Origin of the sequence: Tardiphaga sp. 285_C5_N1_2, from assembly GCF_052076065.1 — a bacterium.
Lineage (GTDB): Bacteria > Pseudomonadota > Alphaproteobacteria > Rhizobiales > Xanthobacteraceae > Tardiphaga > Tardiphaga robiniae.
Genome location: NZ_CP197241.1, coordinates 2,448,056 through 2,463,328 on the forward strand (window position 1 = coordinate 2,448,056; position 15,273 = coordinate 2,463,328).

Annotated in this window: 16 protein-coding genes; 11 read left to right on the forward strand and 5 right to left on the reverse strand. The window is 63.8% G+C overall.

All coding sequences use genetic code 11. From position 1 onward, the window contains the following. Positions 1–7 precede the first annotated feature (7 nt). The gene (locus AB7951_RS11765) at positions 8–1,471 is read right to left on the reverse strand and encodes an L-lactate permease (RefSeq protein ID WP_120292476.1); all 1,464 of its coding nucleotides are present in this window, start codon (positions 1,469–1,471) and stop codon (positions 8–10) included. A gap of 196 nt (positions 1,472–1,667) precedes the next feature. On the opposite strand from AB7951_RS11765, the gene AB7951_RS11770 reads away from it, so the two are divergent. After that, positions 1,668–2,006, forward strand: coding sequence for a hypothetical protein (locus tag AB7951_RS11770; RefSeq protein WP_147421730.1), 339 nt, complete (start codon positions 1,668–1,670; stop codon positions 2,004–2,006). Positions 2,007–2,014: 8 nt separating this feature from the next. Here the strand turns inward: AB7951_RS11770 and AB7951_RS11775 are convergent, their stop codons facing one another. Beyond that, the gene (locus tag AB7951_RS11775) at positions 2,015–2,692 is read right to left on the reverse strand and encodes a nitroreductase (RefSeq protein WP_120292480.1); all 678 of its coding nucleotides are present in this window, start codon (positions 2,690–2,692) and stop codon (positions 2,015–2,017) included. A gap of 265 nt (positions 2,693–2,957) precedes the next feature. On the opposite strand from AB7951_RS11775, the gene AB7951_RS11780 reads away from it, so the two are divergent. From AB7951_RS11780 to AB7951_RS11805, 6 genes are all read left to right on the forward strand, one after another. Beyond that, complete coding sequence (locus tag AB7951_RS11780; protein ID WP_120292587.1) at positions 2,958–3,416, forward strand: ester cyclase; 459 nt, start codon at positions 2,958–2,960, stop codon at positions 3,414–3,416. 172 nt (positions 3,417–3,588) lie between these two features. After that, entirely contained in the window at positions 3,589–4,017 is a 429-nt protein-coding gene (locus AB7951_RS11785) for a hypothetical protein (protein WP_439068461.1), read from the forward strand. A gap of 54 nt (positions 4,018–4,071) precedes the next feature. Next, positions 4,072–5,343: a divalent metal ion exporter subunit IhpA gene (gene ihpA / locus AB7951_RS11790; protein WP_120292482.1), complete on the forward strand. Its 1,272-nt coding sequence runs from the start codon at positions 4,072–4,074 to the stop codon at positions 5,341–5,343. Beyond that, positions 5,340–6,350 (forward strand): divalent metal ion exporter adaptor subunit IhpB, encoded by a 1,011-nt coding sequence (ihpB, locus tag AB7951_RS11795; protein WP_120292484.1) that lies wholly within the window; start codon positions 5,340–5,342, stop codon positions 6,348–6,350. Before ihpA ends, ihpB begins: the two co-directional genes overlap by 4 nt. A gap of 21 nt (positions 6,351–6,371) precedes the next feature. Continuing rightward, on the forward strand, positions 6,372–9,596 hold the full coding sequence (locus AB7951_RS11800; RefSeq protein ID WP_120292486.1) for a CusA/CzcA family heavy metal efflux RND transporter: 3,225 nt from the start codon (positions 6,372–6,374) through the stop codon (positions 9,594–9,596). Then, positions 9,596–9,964, forward strand: coding sequence for a hypothetical protein (locus AB7951_RS11805; protein WP_120292488.1), 369 nt, complete (start codon positions 9,596–9,598; stop codon positions 9,962–9,964). The genes AB7951_RS11800 and AB7951_RS11805 overlap by 1 nt, the downstream gene beginning before the upstream one ends. Positions 9,965–10,029: 65 nt before the next feature. Here the strand turns inward: AB7951_RS11805 and AB7951_RS11810 are convergent, their stop codons facing one another. The 3 genes from AB7951_RS11810 to AB7951_RS11820 form a co-directional block, all read right to left on the reverse strand. Then, on the reverse strand, positions 10,030–10,827 hold the full coding sequence (locus AB7951_RS11810) for a lytic transglycosylase domain-containing protein (protein WP_439066557.1): 798 nt from the start codon (positions 10,825–10,827) through the stop codon (positions 10,030–10,032). A gap of 16 nt (positions 10,828–10,843) precedes the next feature. Then, a complete protein-coding gene (locus tag AB7951_RS11815) occupies positions 10,844–11,020 on the reverse strand; it encodes a hypothetical protein (protein WP_158596860.1) in 177 nt (58 codons plus the stop codon). Between the two features lie 210 nt (positions 11,021–11,230). Then, positions 11,231–11,677: a hypothetical protein gene (locus AB7951_RS11820; protein WP_089264036.1), complete on the reverse strand. Its 447-nt coding sequence runs from the start codon at positions 11,675–11,677 to the stop codon at positions 11,231–11,233. A gap of 447 nt (positions 11,678–12,124) precedes the next feature. Here AB7951_RS11820 and AB7951_RS11825 point away from each other — a divergent pair, with 447 nt between their 5' ends. The 4 genes from AB7951_RS11825 (at position 12,125) to AB7951_RS11840 (ending at position 15,135) form a co-directional block, all read left to right on the forward strand. Further along, positions 12,125–13,393, forward strand: a complete 1,269-nt coding sequence (locus AB7951_RS11825; RefSeq protein ID WP_120292593.1) for an alpha-hydroxy acid oxidase — start codon at positions 12,125–12,127, stop codon at positions 13,391–13,393. A 146-nt stretch (positions 13,394–13,539) separates the two neighbouring features. After that, entirely contained in the window at positions 13,540–13,794 is a 255-nt protein-coding gene (locus AB7951_RS11830) for an ester cyclase (protein WP_147421732.1), read from the forward strand. A gap of 114 nt (positions 13,795–13,908) precedes the next feature. After that, a complete protein-coding gene (locus AB7951_RS11835) occupies positions 13,909–14,049 on the forward strand; it encodes a helix-turn-helix domain-containing protein (protein WP_309946277.1) in 141 nt (46 codons plus the stop codon). Positions 14,050–14,304: 255 nt separating this feature from the next. After that, entirely contained in the window at positions 14,305–15,135 is an 831-nt protein-coding gene (locus tag AB7951_RS11840) for an alpha/beta fold hydrolase (protein ID WP_120292494.1), read from the forward strand. Positions 15,136–15,273 lie beyond the last annotated feature (138 nt).

Below are 15,273 nucleotides of genomic sequence, written 5' to 3' on the forward strand. Positions count from 1 at the left end.
CAGAACCTCAGATGAGCCGGGTGGCGATGAGGACGGAGATGACGAGCAGAACCGCGACGATGACCACGACGAAGGGGAGCATCGCGCGATAGGCGTCCCGCTCGTGGCCGGGCGTGCCGGCGAGATTGCAGACGATCGACATCCGCACCGGCGAGACCATGTTGAGCGACAGCGCGGCGGCATGCTGAAGCGCGACGACGGCGGCGACGTCGAGGCCGGCTTCGGTCGCAAGGCTGAGCTGCGACGGCATGAACAATCCGTTGGCCGCATTGCCGCTATTGGCCAGCGCGCCGAACACGGCCGAGATCATCGGCGTCACCGTCACCGACCAGACGCCGAACGTGTCGTACATGCCGCGGGCGAGGCCGCCGGCGATCCCCGAGCGCGACAGCAGTTCGGCCATCATCGAGAACACGATGACGGTAAGCACCGCGAGCCGGCCGGTCTTCCAGGCGGCTGCGATCTCCGCAGGGAAGGCCCGCTGATGGCCGTGCAGCAGGGCGGTCAACACGGCCGCCGCGACGAGCCAGGTGCCGGCGTGAAACAACGGCGCCCAGATAGGCACGCCTGCGAAAGGCTGGATGCTCCAAGACGACTGCAGGAGGTGATTGAGCGGCGGCACGAGGCGTGTCAGTGCGAGCCAGCCGATCAGCAGCGTGAATGGCAGCATGCGCCGTGCCGCAGCGGCGATCGCCGCGCGGTCCGGCTTCTCGTCGATCAGATAACGCAGCACGATGGCCGGCCCGAACGCCGCCAGCATCGCCGGCTCGGGTCCGAGAAACGCCGTCGCGACGATGGCGAGGCCGAGACTGCCGAGCAGCCAGAGCGCTTCGCTGGCGCGCTCGCGCCAGTCTGCTCCGATGCCGGCGCGCTCCGCCATGCGCCAGTAGATGGGCAGCCACAGGATGTTGAACACGAGATAGATGAGACTGGTGCGCAGCGCGAGCGCGGTGGGATCGGTTCGCGCGAAGGCGGCGCCGACCACCGCGCCGCTGCCCATGGCGCCCCACACGATCATGGTCTGGCTGATCAGCGAGAAGGCGAGGAGCTCGATCGGCTTCAGGCCGAGGCGGCGGATCAGCACCATCGTCCCCATGATGCCGATGCCGAAGCCCGTCGCCGATTCCGCGAACGGCCCGATCAGATAGCAGGCGGTGAACAGCAGGCGGCGCCGCGCATGCGCATCCGGCAGTGACGTCTCGACCGGCATCGCCGCGTCGCCGGGGCGGATTGCCATTTGCCAGAACAGCAAGCCGCCGAGAATGTAGGGCACGACGATCCAGCCGATCCATGCGCCGCGCAGCAGCGCCGTTCCAGCGTCAGCGATCCCGAACAGTTGCGGGGCGGTGGCCAGCGCGACTGCAAGCGCCGTGGCGAGACCGATGAGCGAGGCGGGGAGCGTGCCGGCGAGCCCGCTCGCGATGGCGCCGATCACCGCCAGCGCGGGCAGCGCCCAGATCAGGTAAAGCACGTTCCGTCCCCAGGTTTCTCGTTGGAGGCTGGATGCGCGGGAAAGGCAGGGACGTCAACCGCGCTGCGCGCATAGGGCGCGTGCAACGTCGATCCGCCCAGCGCTTGCTGAACCGCAATGCGTTTTGCCCGACCAACCCAGGGTGAGAGCTGATACCGAGACGCGGCCTCGCTCAATCAGCCCCGGGAGAATGCACGTGACGTCGAAAGCATTGGTGATCGCGCTGGCGCTCCTGGCGTCTCCGGCAGTCGCCGCCTGCAACGAGCCCGGCACCGGCACCAAAGACACGCCGATCTTTTTGCCGCCGCTCGGCGCCGTCGTCACCGGTACAGGGCGCCTGCAATTCCATTCGGTGCCAAGCGCGCATTGCGCGATGGCCGGTGTGTTTGTCATCCCCAGGGATCATCTGGTCGCTTATGCTGAAACGCGCGACGGGTGGACCTCGGTGATGTATGCGCGTGCAACGGGCGGCGGCGTCACAGGCTGGGTCAGATCATCCCGCCTGAAACACACCGGCGCAGTCGGACCGCAATAGGCGACGCGTTAGTTGTCGAAGCCGACGAACACCGTGGCTTCCTCGACCGACTTGCGTTCGGACACCACCGCATTGGCGGGAAAGCTGTCATCCGGCCATCCGAGCGCAATGCTTTTCATGATGACCTGATCGTCGGCAATGCCAGCATGCTCGCGCACCACCGGTGACTGCATGATGCCCTGGCTGTTGATCACGGCGCCAAGGCCGCGCGACCAGGCCGCATTGACGAGGGCGGTTGCCACGGCGCCGCAATCGAACGGTGTATCGTCGCTGCCATCCAGCACGCGGTCATAGGTCACGATCACGCAGACCGGCGCGTCGAACTGACGGAAGCCGCGCAGCACCCAGTCCTGCCGCATCTCCTTGTCGTCCCTGGCGATCCCCATGGCCGAGAACAACTGCTTGGCGACGCCGACCTGCCGGTCGCGGTGATGACCCCCGAAAGCCTGACCGGTGCGAAATTCGCGTGACTGCGGGATACCTGCGATCATCCGTTCGGTATTGCCGGCGCGGATCCTGTCGAGCGGCTCGCCGGTCACGACATAGAAATTCCATGGCTGGGTGTTCATCGACGACGGCGCGCGCATCGCAAGGTTGATGATTTCCTCGATCAGCTTTTTGGGGACCGGATCTGGCTTGTAGCCGCGGATGCTGCGGCGGCCGAGAATGACGTCATCGAACTTCATAGGCCTGGAATCTCCCGGGGGCGTTTCTGAATTGGGCGGGATATTCCCGGTTTCCTGGGCCGTGTGCAAGATTGACGTGAGGGGCAGGAGGCGGTCGCCGTTCAGTTGCAGGGCGGAACAGCGAAGCGTATTCCGCTGCGCAAACATCTCGATGGCGGCGGATTACGCTTCGCCAATCCGCCCTGCGATTGCTAGTGTTGTTGTTCAATCCCATCATGCCGGGCCGAGGGCGATGAACACACGCAGCGATCATCTTGAAAAGCCAATGACGTTCGATGGCGTGACGCTCACGCCGCAGAAGGAAGTGGTCCGCGCCTTCTACAAGGATATGTGGGACCATGCGGACGTGACTTTGATCCCGCAAATTTTCCATGAGGATTTCACCTTCAGGGGATCGCTCGGACCGGTGCTGGTCGGACATGCCCAGTTCGCCGACTATGTCCGCTGGGTCACCGGCGTGCTGCAGAATTATACGACGGACATTCTCCTGATGATCGAGGAGGGCAATCGCGTTTCCGGCAAGGTCTACTTCCATGGCGTTCAACGCGAAGCGATGTTCGGCAATCCGCCGACAGGAAAGCTCGTTGGCTGGCTTGGAGCGCCTATCTTTTCGTTCGACGGGCCGAAGGTGCGCGACCTCTGGGTGCTCGGTGACATCTACGGCCTGCTCGGGCAGATCAGGACAGATGGCATGCAGGGCAACGAATTTTCCACGTCTCGGTGAGACTGGCCGAAGCGCACTCAACCCGTCCGATTGAGTTCCTCTCCTGCAGCTACCTCCCGCGATCATGACCATGTGGTCAGACGTCGCGCTTGCCACATTTGCGATCTGGTTACTCGTTAACATGGTAACACGCAGGCAATGCGTACCCTGCGCATAACCATACGTTGTTACATTGTTGCGGATCGACATGAATCGCCGATCCGTGCTACCTCGCTCGCAGAGTTTGAAAGAGACGCTCAAAGTGACGATTTTCGCCCGCATCTTCCGCCATGGCCTGCTGCGCATCTCGCGCAGGGCGTTGGTGATGGTTGTGCTGGCGACGTACGTCTTTGCCGGCGCCATGCACGGTCTCTGCGAATGCGATGTGACCAATCCGTCCGGAGCGACGACCGTCTCGCTCGCGGAGAAGGCGACCGGCCATTCCGACAAGGGAGTCGTCGCGGACAATCACTGCCACGGCTGCTTCTCTGTGACGGCACAGCCGCTAGTCTTCGCGGCGATGCCCGTCTCCATCGAGACCCGCACTGCGGTTTTCCACGATGTCGAGCGTCGCAGCCTGCCGCGCGGGATCGATCCTCCCCCACCCAAATTCCTGACCTGACCGTCATCGCCGGGCGCTTGGCGCCCAGACTCCGTCATTCGTCAGGTTTCCATCATGTTCTCGAAGATCGCCACGCGTTTCGCATGCGCGGCTGTGCTCTTCGTCAGTTCGTCGCTGACGGGGGTAGCTCATTCGCAAACCCTCACCATGGGTGCTGCGCTTCAACGCGCGCTCGCCGCCAGCCCGCGTCTGACTGCCGCCGAGCGTGACGTCGGAATCGCGCGTGGCCAGCGCATCCAGTCCGGCGCGCTGATCAATCCGGAGATTTCGTACGAACAGGACAATTCGTTCGGTTCGGGCGCCTACAGGGGAACCCGCTCGGCGGAGACCACGCTGCAGGTCAGCCAGATGTTCGAGCTGTGGGGCAAGCGCGATGCGCGCGTCGCAGCGGGTCAGGCAGGTCTCGATGCCGCGGGCATCGGACGCCAGGCCGTCCGGCTTGAAGTGCTGTCCGAGACCGCGATCGCCTTCGTGAGCGTGCTCGGCCTGCAGCGACGGATTCAGATTCTCGACGAACAGATCGAGGCGATCGACAAGATCTCGCCGCTGCTGCAGCGGCGCGTCGAGGCTGGCGCATCATCCATTGCGGAGACCGGACGCGCCGAGGTCGCGTCGGCACTGGTCAAGGCCGACCGTGAGCGCACGAGGTCGTCGCTCGCGAGCGCGCGCCGTGAACTGGCGATCCTGATGGGCGATAGCGCGGCGAAATTCGCGGCCGTCTCCGGACGGCTGGAGGCGACCGGCAGGCCGCCGACCTTTCAGTCGGTGGTCGCGGCGATTGATGCGAATCCGCAGCTCGTCCGCTGGAAGGCGATCTATGCGCAGCGCAACGCCGAACTGCTGCTCGCCCGGTTGAAGCCCTATCCGGACGTCACGGTCTCCGCCGGATGGCGCCGCTTCAGTGAGACCGGCGACAACGCCGTTCGGCTTTCGCTGTCGGTGCCGATCCCGGTGTTCGACCAGAACCAGGGCAACATCCTCTCCGCGCAGGAAAGCCTCGCCAAGACCGCCGCAGAACGCCAGGGCAACCGCAACATGCTGATCGTGGTGGCGGGCCGCGCCTACGACTCGCTGCAGGGCTCGCTGCGCGAACTCGCCATCCTGCGCGAGACCGCTATCCCCAAGTCCAGGGACGCGGCCGACGCGATTTCCGAAGGCTACGGGCAGGGACGCTATTCGCTGCTCGAAGTGCTCGACGCCCAGGCCAGTGTCGCGCAAGCGCGCCTGCGCGAACAGGAAGCCCAGCAGAATTTCCACGTTGCCGTCGCCACCATCGAGGGGCTGGTCGGCAATCCGTTTGCACTGGCGCGGGGGAGCGCACGATGAACAAGCCAATCATGGTCCTGGTGAGCGCCGCTGCGATCTTCGCGCTCGGCGCCGGGGTTTACGCCACCGCACCGAGCAAGTCCGACACGCAGACCGCGGCTACTTCCAAGGCTGCCAGGCAGGGCGACAAGACTAAAGGTGAAAAGACCAAGGGTGAGAAGGGGCACGACGAGAAAGGTCACGGTGAAGAGGGCGTCGTGGAAATGAGCGATGCGCGCGTCGCCTCGTCGAACATCGAGATCCTCACCGCCAGAACCGAAACGCTGCACGACTCTCTGGTGCTGAACGGCATCCTGCAGCCCAATCAGGAGACGCTGGTGCAGGTGACCCCGCGCTTCCCGGGCGTCGTGCGCGAGATCAAGAAGCGCATCGGCGACACCGTCGAGAAGGGCGAACTCCTCGCGAAGATCGAGAGCAACCAGAGCCTGAGCGTCTATGAGATGCGGGCGCCGATCTCGGGGACGGTGATCGACCGCCAGATCTCGCTCGGCGAATATGCCTCCGAGCAGAAGCCGGCCTTCATCGTCGCCGACATCTCGACGGTCTGGGTGGATCTGTCCGTTTACCGTCGCAACCTGCCGCGCGTCCGGATCGGCGACAAGATCCTGATCGATGTCGGCGATGGTGGAAAACCGATCGAGGCCAGCCTGTCCTATATCTCGCCGGTCGGTAGCAGCGACACGCAGAGCGCGCTCGCGCGCGCCGTTGTGCCGAATATCGACATGCGCCTGCGCACGGGCCTGTTCGTCTCGGCACGGCTGATCCTGTCAGCCAAGCCGGTCGCGATCGCCGTTCGGGCGTCGGCGATCCAGACGGTCGAGAACCGCAGCGTCGTCTTCGTCCGCAACGGCGACAAGTTCGAGGCGCGCGACGTCGAACTCGGCGCGCGCGACTCCGACAATGTCGAGATCCTGTTCGGACTGCTCGACGGCGACAGATACGCGGCGAAGAACAGCTTCATCGTGAAAGCGGAGCTCGGAAAGGGATCGGCGTCCCATGAACACTGAGCTCGCTCCGGGAATTCAACCATGATCGACAGGCTTCTCGCATTCTCCGTGCACCAGCGCTGGCTGGTCATGATCGCCGTGTTGATGATGGGCGCCTTCGGCGTCTGGAACTTCACACGCCTGCCGATCGACGCCGTCCCTGACATCACGAATGTCCAGGTTCAGATCAATACCAACGCGCCGGGCTTCTCGCCACTGGAGGTGGAGCAGCGCATCACATTCCCGATCGAGACGGGGATGGCCGGCCTGCCGAACCTCGTGAACACGCGATCGCTGTCGCGCTACGGCCTCAGTCAGGTCACCATCGTGTTCAAGGACGGCACGGACATCTATTTCGCGCGTCAGCTCGTCAACGAACGCGTCCAGCGGGTGAAGGACTCGCTGCCGACCGGCATCGAGACGGCGATGGGACCGGTGTCGACCGGCCTCGGCGAGATCTACATGTACACGGTCGAGGCGAAGGAGGGGGCGAAGAACGCCGAAGGCAAGCCCTACACGCCGAGCGATCTGCGGACCGTGCAGGACTGGATCATCAAGCCCCAGCTCCGCAACGTGCAGGGGGTCAACGAGGTCAACACCATCGGCGGCTTCGAGAAGCAGTTCCACGTGCTTCCGGATCCGGCCAGGCTGATGGCCTACCGTCTGAGCTTCCGCGACGTGATGACGTCGCTCGCCAACAACAATGCCAATGTCGGCGCCGGCTATATCGAGAAGAACGGCGAGCAGTATCTGGTGCGCACGCCCGGACAGGTCGCTGACGTCGAGGAGATCCGGCAGATCGTCATCGGCTCCCGGAACGGCGTCCCGGTCCGCATCCTCGACGTCGCGGAGGTCAAGGAAGGCACCGACCTGCGCACCGGCGCGGCGACCGTCGACGGCAAGGAAGTCGTGCTCGGCACGGCGATGCTGCTGATCGGCGAGAACGGCCGGACCGTCGCGCAGCGTGTCGGGCAGAAGCTGGAGCAGATCCAGAAGTCGCTGCCGGAGGGCATCTCTCTGCGCGCGATCTACGATCGGACCCATCTGATCGATGCGACCATCGCGACCGTCGAGAAGAACCTGGTCGAGGGCGCGCTGCTCGTCATCGCGATCCTCTTCCTCATCCTCGGGAACTTCAAGGCGGCCTTCGCCACCGCGCTCGTCATTCCGCTGTCCATGCTGTTCACCATTACGGGCATGTTCGAGAACAAGGTCAGCGCCAACCTGATGAGCCTCGGCGCAATCGATTTCGGCATCATCATCGATGGCGCCGTCATCATCGTGGAGAACTGCCTGCGTCTGCTCGCCCATGAACAGGCAAAGCGAGGGCGCCTGCTCAGCCGCGAGGAACGCTTCGAGACGATCATCGAAGCGTCGCGCGAGGTCATCAAGCCCAGCCTGTTCGGCACGCTGATCATCGCCGTGGTCTATCTGCCGGTGCTCACGCTGACCGGCGTCGAAGGCAAGATGTTCACGCCGATGGCGCTGACCGTGCTGATGGCGTTGCTGGGTGCCAGCATCCTGTCGATGACCTTCGTTCCAGCCGCTGTCGCGCTGTTCGTGACCGGCAAGGTCTCGGAGAAGGAGAACTGGTTCATGCGCGCCGCGCGCCGGACCTATGTGCCGTTGCTCGATATCGCGATCCGTCTGCGCGTCATCGTGGCGGCCGCGGCCGTGGCGCTGGTCGTCGTGAGCGGATACGCCGCGACGCGGATGGGCGGCGAGTTCATCCCGAGCCTCGACGAGGGCGACGTCGCGATCCAGGCGATGCGCATCCCCGGAACCAGCCTCACGCAATCGCTCGAGATGCAGATGGCGCTCGAGAGGCGGCTGGCCAGGATTCCAGAGGTGAAGGAATCCTTCGCTCGCACCGGCACCGCGGAGGTGGCAACGGATCCGATGCCGCCGTCGATCTCGGACGGCTATGTCATGCTCAAGCCGCGCGACCAGTGGCCGGATCCGAAGAAGTCGAAGCTCGATCTGATGAAGGAGATCGAGGCCGCATCCGAGGAGGTCGCCGGCAGCCTGTACGAACTCTCGCAGCCGATCCAGCTTCGCTTCAACGAACTGATCTCGGGCGTGCGCAGCGACGTCGGCGTCAAGATCTTCGGCGACGATCTCGGCGTGCTGGCAGGGATCGCGGGGCAGGTGCAGTCGGCGCTGCAGAACATCCAGGGCGCTGCGGACGTCAAGACCGAGCAGGTCGCCGGGCTTCCGGTGCTGACGGTCAAGCTGGACCGCAAGGCGCTGGCGCGCTTCGGCATCAGCGTGTCGGACGTGCAGAACCTGGTCGAGATTGCGGTGGGCGGCAAGACCGCGGGCCTGGTGTTCGAGGGCGACCGCCGCTTCGACCTCGTCGTACGCCTTCCGGACGACCTCCGGACGGATATCGAGGCGATCAAGGCGCTGCCGATCCCGCTGCCGCCGCTGGAGGGCCAGCCGAGCCAGAGCAAGGCGATGCCGGCGGCGTTCGGGACCTCGCCGCTGGCCCAGATGCGCTATGCGCCGCTGTCGGAACTGGCGGAGATCTCGGTCGCACCGGGCCCGAACCAGATCAGCCGCGAGGACGGCAAGCGCCGCATCGTCGTCTCCGCCAATGTGCGCGGACGCGATCTCGGCTCCTTCGTGGGCGAGGCGCAGCAGCAGATCGCCCAGAAGGTCAAGTTGCCGGCGGGCTACTGGATCGGCTGGGGCGGTCAGTTCGAGCAGCTCGTCTCGGCGACGCAGCGCCTGACCATCGTGGTCCCCATCGCGCTACTGCTGATCTTCCTGCTGCTGTTCATCAGCCTCGGCTCCGTGGCCGACGCGCTGCTGGTGTTCAGCGGCGTGCCGCTGGCGCTGACGGGCGGCATCTTCGCGCTGCTGCTGCGTGACATTCCGCTGTCGATCAGCGCGGGCATCGGATTCGTCGCGCTCTCGGGCGTTGCGGTGCTCAACGGTCTCGTCATCATCACCTTCATCGCGCGGCTTCGCCTTGAAGGAAAGAAGGTGGTGGAGGAGGCCGTGCGCGAAGGCGCGCTGACGCGCCTGCGGCCTGTGCTGATGACGGCGCTGGTGGCCTCGCTCGGCTTCGTGCCGATGGCGATCGCGACGGGGGCGGGAGCCGAGGTGCAGCGCCCGCTCGCAACGGTCGTGATCGGCGGCATCGTCTCGTCGACCATCCTCACACTGCTCGTTCTTCCCGCGCTCTACATCCTGTTCCGCCGGGAATCGTCGCCTGTCCATGTGGAGGCGATGTCTGCCCACGCCACCCACGGAGACCATTGATGAAGACAATCCTGCTCGTCCTATCCGCGCTGTTGCTGGCGGCTCCAGCGATGGCGCAGCACGCCCATCAGAAGGGGCCGAACGGTGGACCCATGGAGGATGTCGCCGGCGTGCATGTCGAGATGATCGCTGCGGGGAAGGTGCTGACCTTCAACATCCTCGACGAGGCCAATAAGCCGCTCCCGGCCAGCGGCTTTTCCGGCGCCGTGCTGCTGACGTCCGGAAGCGACCGCGAGACGCTGCCGCTCGTCACCGCCGGGACGGCATTGAAGGCCGAAGCGAAGGGCGACATCGCCAAGGGCGCGTCGGTGAGCGTCACGCTGAAGACCGCCGACGGCAAGTCCGGGCAGGCGAGGTTCAAGAACTGAGGGGATCAATCCCGGATGACGCAAGAGCTTCATCCCGGCTGCGCTTGCTCGACCCAAACTACGCGCTATTTATCGCTATCGGATGCCATCAGCAGGAACTTGCGCTTCAGCGCGTTGACCCTGGAGACGTAACCCGCAACGGAATGGTCGCCGCATCGCTCATTGGCCGTCATCTGGAAGCGACGGCGTGCATAAGCGGTGGCGGGTCCTCCACCGCACAGATGGATGAAGGCGGCGAGATCCTGCACCTGTTGCGGGGTCGGCGCCACGCCGCCGGCGCGCGCGAGGACCGCGGCGACATTGCGGTCCAGATAGATCGATGCGAGCTCGGTGGCATGGCTCGGGATGGCACGAATATAGGGGCCGAAGCCGCAGCCCGTATCCTGAACCGCGTTCGCCCGGATGCAGAAGCGCGAAACTTCGGCATAGGCCGGATCGGTCATTTGAAAGAGACCGACGGCGCTGGATGCCGGCCGATAGATCGCGAACGGATTGAAGCTGAGCCGCCAGCGCCAATAGGTACGGTCCAGGGGATTGCCGGAACTCTCGACCTGCGCCAGCGCAGCGAGCAATTCGGGCGTGATCGACCGCGTCGAAAAGGCGCGAAACAGCGGCCCGTAATGCCGCCACGTCTCGGCCGGCTCCTTGTCCAGCCTGTGGCCGACAAAGAAGAACAACTCGGTCGGCTTGTGGATCACGTGATAGATGAGGTTGGACAGCACGAGGGTGACAAGCACGATTGCGACGGCGCCAGTGATTTGAATGGCGCGCGGCAGTTTCGCGAGCGTCCGTTGCGCCGAGCGCAGGCTGCGCCGCCAGCGGCGACGGCGTTTGGCGCTGAAGATGAATGGGCCCTTCGTCATGGCTGATGGCAGCGCGCTAATCCGCTTGCAGCTGGCTGATGCCGAGCTTCTTGACGCGGGTGCGGACTGATAGCGGTGACCGCTTCAACCGGATCGCGATCTCGTTGACGCTGCGACCGACCGACAATTGCCGCCGCAATTCTTCGTCCTGCTGTGAGGTCCAGACAGCGTCGGATTTCTGGCTTAGTTTCATGAGAACTTATAATAGTCTGTAGCCCGGATGAAGCCAACGGGTCGCGCGTAGCGCGCCCGATGATAAACTCCGCGTAATCCGGGCTACGCTTGCTTTCGCGATACGCAGTCGCCCCGCTTCACAGCGCCGGACGGCGAGCGGCCGGGTTTCGTGATGCGCGGGTCACGATGGTTTCACCGGCAGCAAACATCTCGACGTTGGTGCATCCGATTACTGGTTCTGGATGGAGACGCTCATACCGCTCAGGTCGAAATCGAACTGGAGGCCCAGTTGCTCGCCTTCCAGCGTCAGGACGACGCCCTTGGCGTTGCGCATCTGGATGGCGCGCCTGCCTGCGCCGACCGCCACACCTGCACCGAGCGCCGTATAAATGCCTTCGATGTCCGAAGCCTGATGCATATTTTGCGCCGCGCCGACCAGATCGGTCGAGGAGCCCCCAAACGTCAGGCCCGCGCTCACGCCGCCGATGCGAAACGGATACATCTCCCCACGGAAACTGAGGATTCCGCTCCCTGCCTGCGCTCCGATGAACCATCCGGCCTTGAAGAACTTGAAGCGGACTTTGCCGGTGTCCGCGTGAGCGGGCAGCGACAGTGCGGCGGACAGCAGAGTTGCGACGGTGAGACGCGTGAGGCAGCGAGCTATTTGAAAGCGCATATGGATATTCCGGTCATCGGGCTGCCGCGTGGCGGCACTGCGGCAACTAGATAGAGCATCGCAGGACTCGTCAATGACGGAGGTCGACGCGCGGTCGCCTCCCAACGGGCGCAACGTCCGACATCAACGCGTGGGGCGCAAGTGCGACCTGTCCGCCGTAGCTCGCAGAGCGAAGGCGGAAGCGTATTGCGCCGATACGACAATGGCGGATTACGCTGCGCTCATCCGGCCACCGCTTGCCGATGGACATGCGACCAGAATTGTCATTATATCGCCGGAATGTCATCGCCTACCTGATGACACTGACGTGACGACGATACAGACCAATCCGCCTAACCTGCAGCACTCATTCGCATTCGAAAGAACACGATGACAGGTCTCTCGCGCAGGACGACGCTGGCGAAGGCGACAAGTGCAGCCGGGGCGCCGGACGTTACAGAGCGCACCATGATCGCGCGCCGCCAACTCCTGCGTTTTTTCGCCGCCAGTCCTCTTCTCACGGCGACCTCTCTCGGTACGATCACCACCCTGTTGACGGCTAACTCGCATCAAGCCCTCGCGCAGAGCTACGACGTGCTGCGCGGCTCGCGAAGAGCGTTCGGTCCGGACGGCATCATCACCGCTCCAACCGATGCGCTGGACGTGTTTGAGTTCGAGCCGGCGGCGAAGAAGGCCGTGCTCAGCCAGGACGCGCCGGCGCACTGGGGCTACCTCCAGAGCGGCGTCGACGGCGACGTGACGCGCGACGCCAATCACACGGCCTTCGCGAAGTACAATATCCGCGTTCAGCGTCTCATCGATGCCCGGAAAATCGACACCAGCGTGAAGATCTTTGGCGAGACCTGGGCCAGCCCCATCTTCATGTGCCCGGTCAGCAGCCTCGGCGCCTACGATCCCGAGGCGGGGGTCACCGTGGCGCGCGCCGCTGCCAAGCGCAACCATCAGATGATTCTCTCGACGGTCGATAATGCGAGCATCGTCGACGTCAACAAGGCGCACGGACGGCCCGCCTGGTTCATGTTGTATCCGACCGACGACTGGAACGTGACGCGGGCGCTGGTGCAGCGCGCCGAGAGTGCAGGCTCTCCGGCGATCGTTCTCACGGTCGACCGCCAGGGCGGCCGCAACACCGAAACCCTGTTCCGCGAGCGACGCCAGGACCTGCGCGAGTGCTCGGGCTGTCACACGCCGGGCTTCACCAATGAGGTCAGCCGCAAGGCCAACTTCGCGGACATCGATGTTTCCAAGGTCACGAACCTCTACGGCACCGGGATGACGTGGGAATTCGTCGATCGCCTGCGCGGGATCGTCAAGGGCAAGCTCGTGCTGAAGGGAATCATGACGGGCGAGGACGCCAAGGAGGCGTTGCGCCATGGCGTGGACGGCCTGATCGTCTCCAACCACGGCGGGCGCGCGGAAGAGAGCGGGCAGTCGACGATCGGTGTGTTGGCAGAGGTCGTGGATTCGGTGGGCGGCCGCATCCCGGTGCTGATCGACGGGGGTGTACGCCGCGGCACCGATGTCCTGAAGGCGCTCGCTCTGGGTGCCACGGCCGTCGGCATTGGCCGGCCATACGTGTGGGGCCTGGCGTCGTTCGGCGAGGCGGGCGTGGACCGGGTGCTGCAGATCCTGGACGATGAGTTCATTACTATCATGCGGCAGGTGGGTGCGCTCGACATCAACCACATCACGCGGCGCTGCGTCACCAGCGCCTAGCCGTGCCCGACCTCTGATGAATGAACAGCGCCTCGTGCATCGAGCATGACCGTCGGCGGCGTGACCGGGCACTGGAAGACATCCAAGGGACTAGGGAAAACGCAGCGCGTGGGGTGCAAGTGCGAAGCGTATTCCGCCGAGAAACAGTGGCGGCGGATTACGCTGCGCTAATCCGCCCTCGCTTGGCGCAGCACTACGCGACGGACATTTTGGTAGTGATCGAGGAGGGGCACCGCGTTTCCGGCGAGGTGTTCTTCCACGACATCCAGCGCGAAGCGATGTTCGGCCATCCGCCGACTGGCAAGCATATCGACTGGCTGGGCGCGCCGATCTTCACCTTCGATGGTCCCAAAGTGCGCAACCTCTGGGTGCTCGGCTTCCGGTGCGTCGCGAGGTCTTGAGCGAAGCAGCAGACGGCATTGTAGCTGTAGATCGCTGAATGTCCGCATCTGTCGCCCACGGGGTGGATTGCGGCTTTCTGAACCGGAGGTCGACAGTTCGATCTCTCCGGCACCATCCGACCAATTACTTCGTCCTCGCGGTCTCCGGGCGCCATCGCTGCAGCGCTGGGCTATTCGTCCCAAACCGCGTTCGCCCCGGCGTTCCGGAAGCTGACGGGCGAAACTCCGACCGATTGGCGCCGACGCGTTGTCTGACGGCAATCGCTCTGCAGGTCGAGCAATCGCTCTGGCGCAGAAGGACGCCTGCTTCACTAGAAATCATCGTGCCACGTCAACGACAGGAGACGAACGATGAACTCGAAACGCGTCGTCAGTGGGCTTGCGAATGCTTCCCGACGGAGGGGGCTTGCGACCACGCTTACGTATGCGATTTCGCTAGTCGTCAACTTCACGTCGGCCGCCGGCATCCAAACAATACCCCCCATATATCCAACGCAGAGGAACGATCCCATGACCTCCATCACCACCAAGGACGGCGTACAGATTTTCTACAAGGACTGGGGCACGAAATCGGCCCAACCGATTGTCTTCCATCATGGTTGGCCGTTGAGCTCAGATGACTGGGATAACCAGATGCTGCACTTCGTCGGCAAAGGCTTCCGCGTCATCGCCCATGATCGACGCGGTCACGGTCGATCGAGCCAGGTAAGCGACGGCCACGATATGGATCACTACGCGGCCGATGTCGCTGCGTTGGTCGAACATCTCGATCTGCGCAATGCGATTCACATCGGACATTCAACCGGCGGCGGCGAAGCGACACGGTACGTCGCTCGTCACGGTAACGGCCGCGTAGCCAAGCTCGTGATCATCGGCGCAGTGCCGCCGTTGATGCTGAAAACCGCTGCCAATCCCGGAGGCTTGCCCATCGAGGCGTTCGATAACCTGCGCAACCAGCTTGCAGCCAACAGGTCGCAGTTCTACCTCGATTTCTCGGGCGGTCCGTTCTACGGATACAATCGTCCTGGAGCAGAACCGTCGCAGGCGATCATTCAAAACTGGTGGCGCCAAGGCATGATGGGCAGCGCAAAAGCGCACCACGACGGCATCAAGGCCTTCTCGGAGACGGATTTCAGCGAGGACCTGAAGAGCATCGCTGTGCCAACGCTCGTTCTGCACGGCGACGATGATCAGATCGTCCCTATCGCGGATTCCGCTCTTCTGTCCGCGAAACTTCTGAAAAACAGCACACTCAAAATCTACGAGAAGCTACCTCACGGCATGTGTACGACCCACGCCGACATCATCAATGCCGAGATTTTGTCCTTCATAAAGGCGTAGATTTTTCGCTTCACGCGACCGCGTCACCGAAAGCCAAGCTCAGTCGCTCTCAAAGTGCGGCAACGGTGACGCGCGTCTGTTCCACCAAACGTTTCATTAAATGGGCCTGTTTGTCTGATACGGTACTGGGCAAATGGA

Excerpts from the sequence above, each read along its gene's own strand:
- AB7951_RS11775 (WP_120292480.1), bottom strand. The coding sequence starts at position 2,692 with ATGAAGTTCGATGACGTCATTCTCGGCCGCCGCAGCATCCGCGGCTAC.
- AB7951_RS11780 (WP_120292587.1), top strand. The coding sequence starts at position 2,958 with ATGACGTTCGATGGCGTGACGCTCACGCCGCAGAAGGAAGTGGTCCGC.
- ihpA (WP_120292482.1), top strand. The coding sequence starts at position 4,072 with ATGTTCTCGAAGATCGCCACGCGTTTCGCATGCGCGGCTGTGCTCTTC.
- ihpB (WP_120292484.1), top strand. The coding sequence starts at position 5,340 with ATGAACAAGCCAATCATGGTCCTGGTGAGCGCCGCTGCGATCTTCGCG.
- AB7951_RS11800 (WP_120292486.1), top strand. The coding sequence starts at position 6,372 with ATGATCGACAGGCTTCTCGCATTCTCCGTGCACCAGCGCTGGCTGGTC.
- AB7951_RS11805 (WP_120292488.1), top strand. The coding sequence starts at position 9,596 with ATGAAGACAATCCTGCTCGTCCTATCCGCGCTGTTGCTGGCGGCTCCA.
- AB7951_RS11810 (WP_439066557.1), bottom strand. The coding sequence starts at position 10,827 with ATGACGAAGGGCCCATTCATCTTCAGCGCCAAACGCCGTCGCCGCTGG.
- AB7951_RS11815 (WP_158596860.1), bottom strand. The coding sequence starts at position 11,020 with ATGAAACTAAGCCAGAAATCCGACGCTGTCTGGACCTCACAGCAGGAC.
- AB7951_RS11820 (WP_089264036.1), bottom strand. The coding sequence starts at position 11,677 with ATGCGCTTTCAAATAGCTCGCTGCCTCACGCGTCTCACCGTCGCAACT.
- AB7951_RS11825 (WP_120292593.1), top strand. The coding sequence starts at position 12,125 with ATGATCGCGCGCCGCCAACTCCTGCGTTTTTTCGCCGCCAGTCCTCTT.
- AB7951_RS11840 (WP_120292494.1), top strand. The coding sequence starts at position 14,305 with ATGACCTCCATCACCACCAAGGACGGCGTACAGATTTTCTACAAGGAC.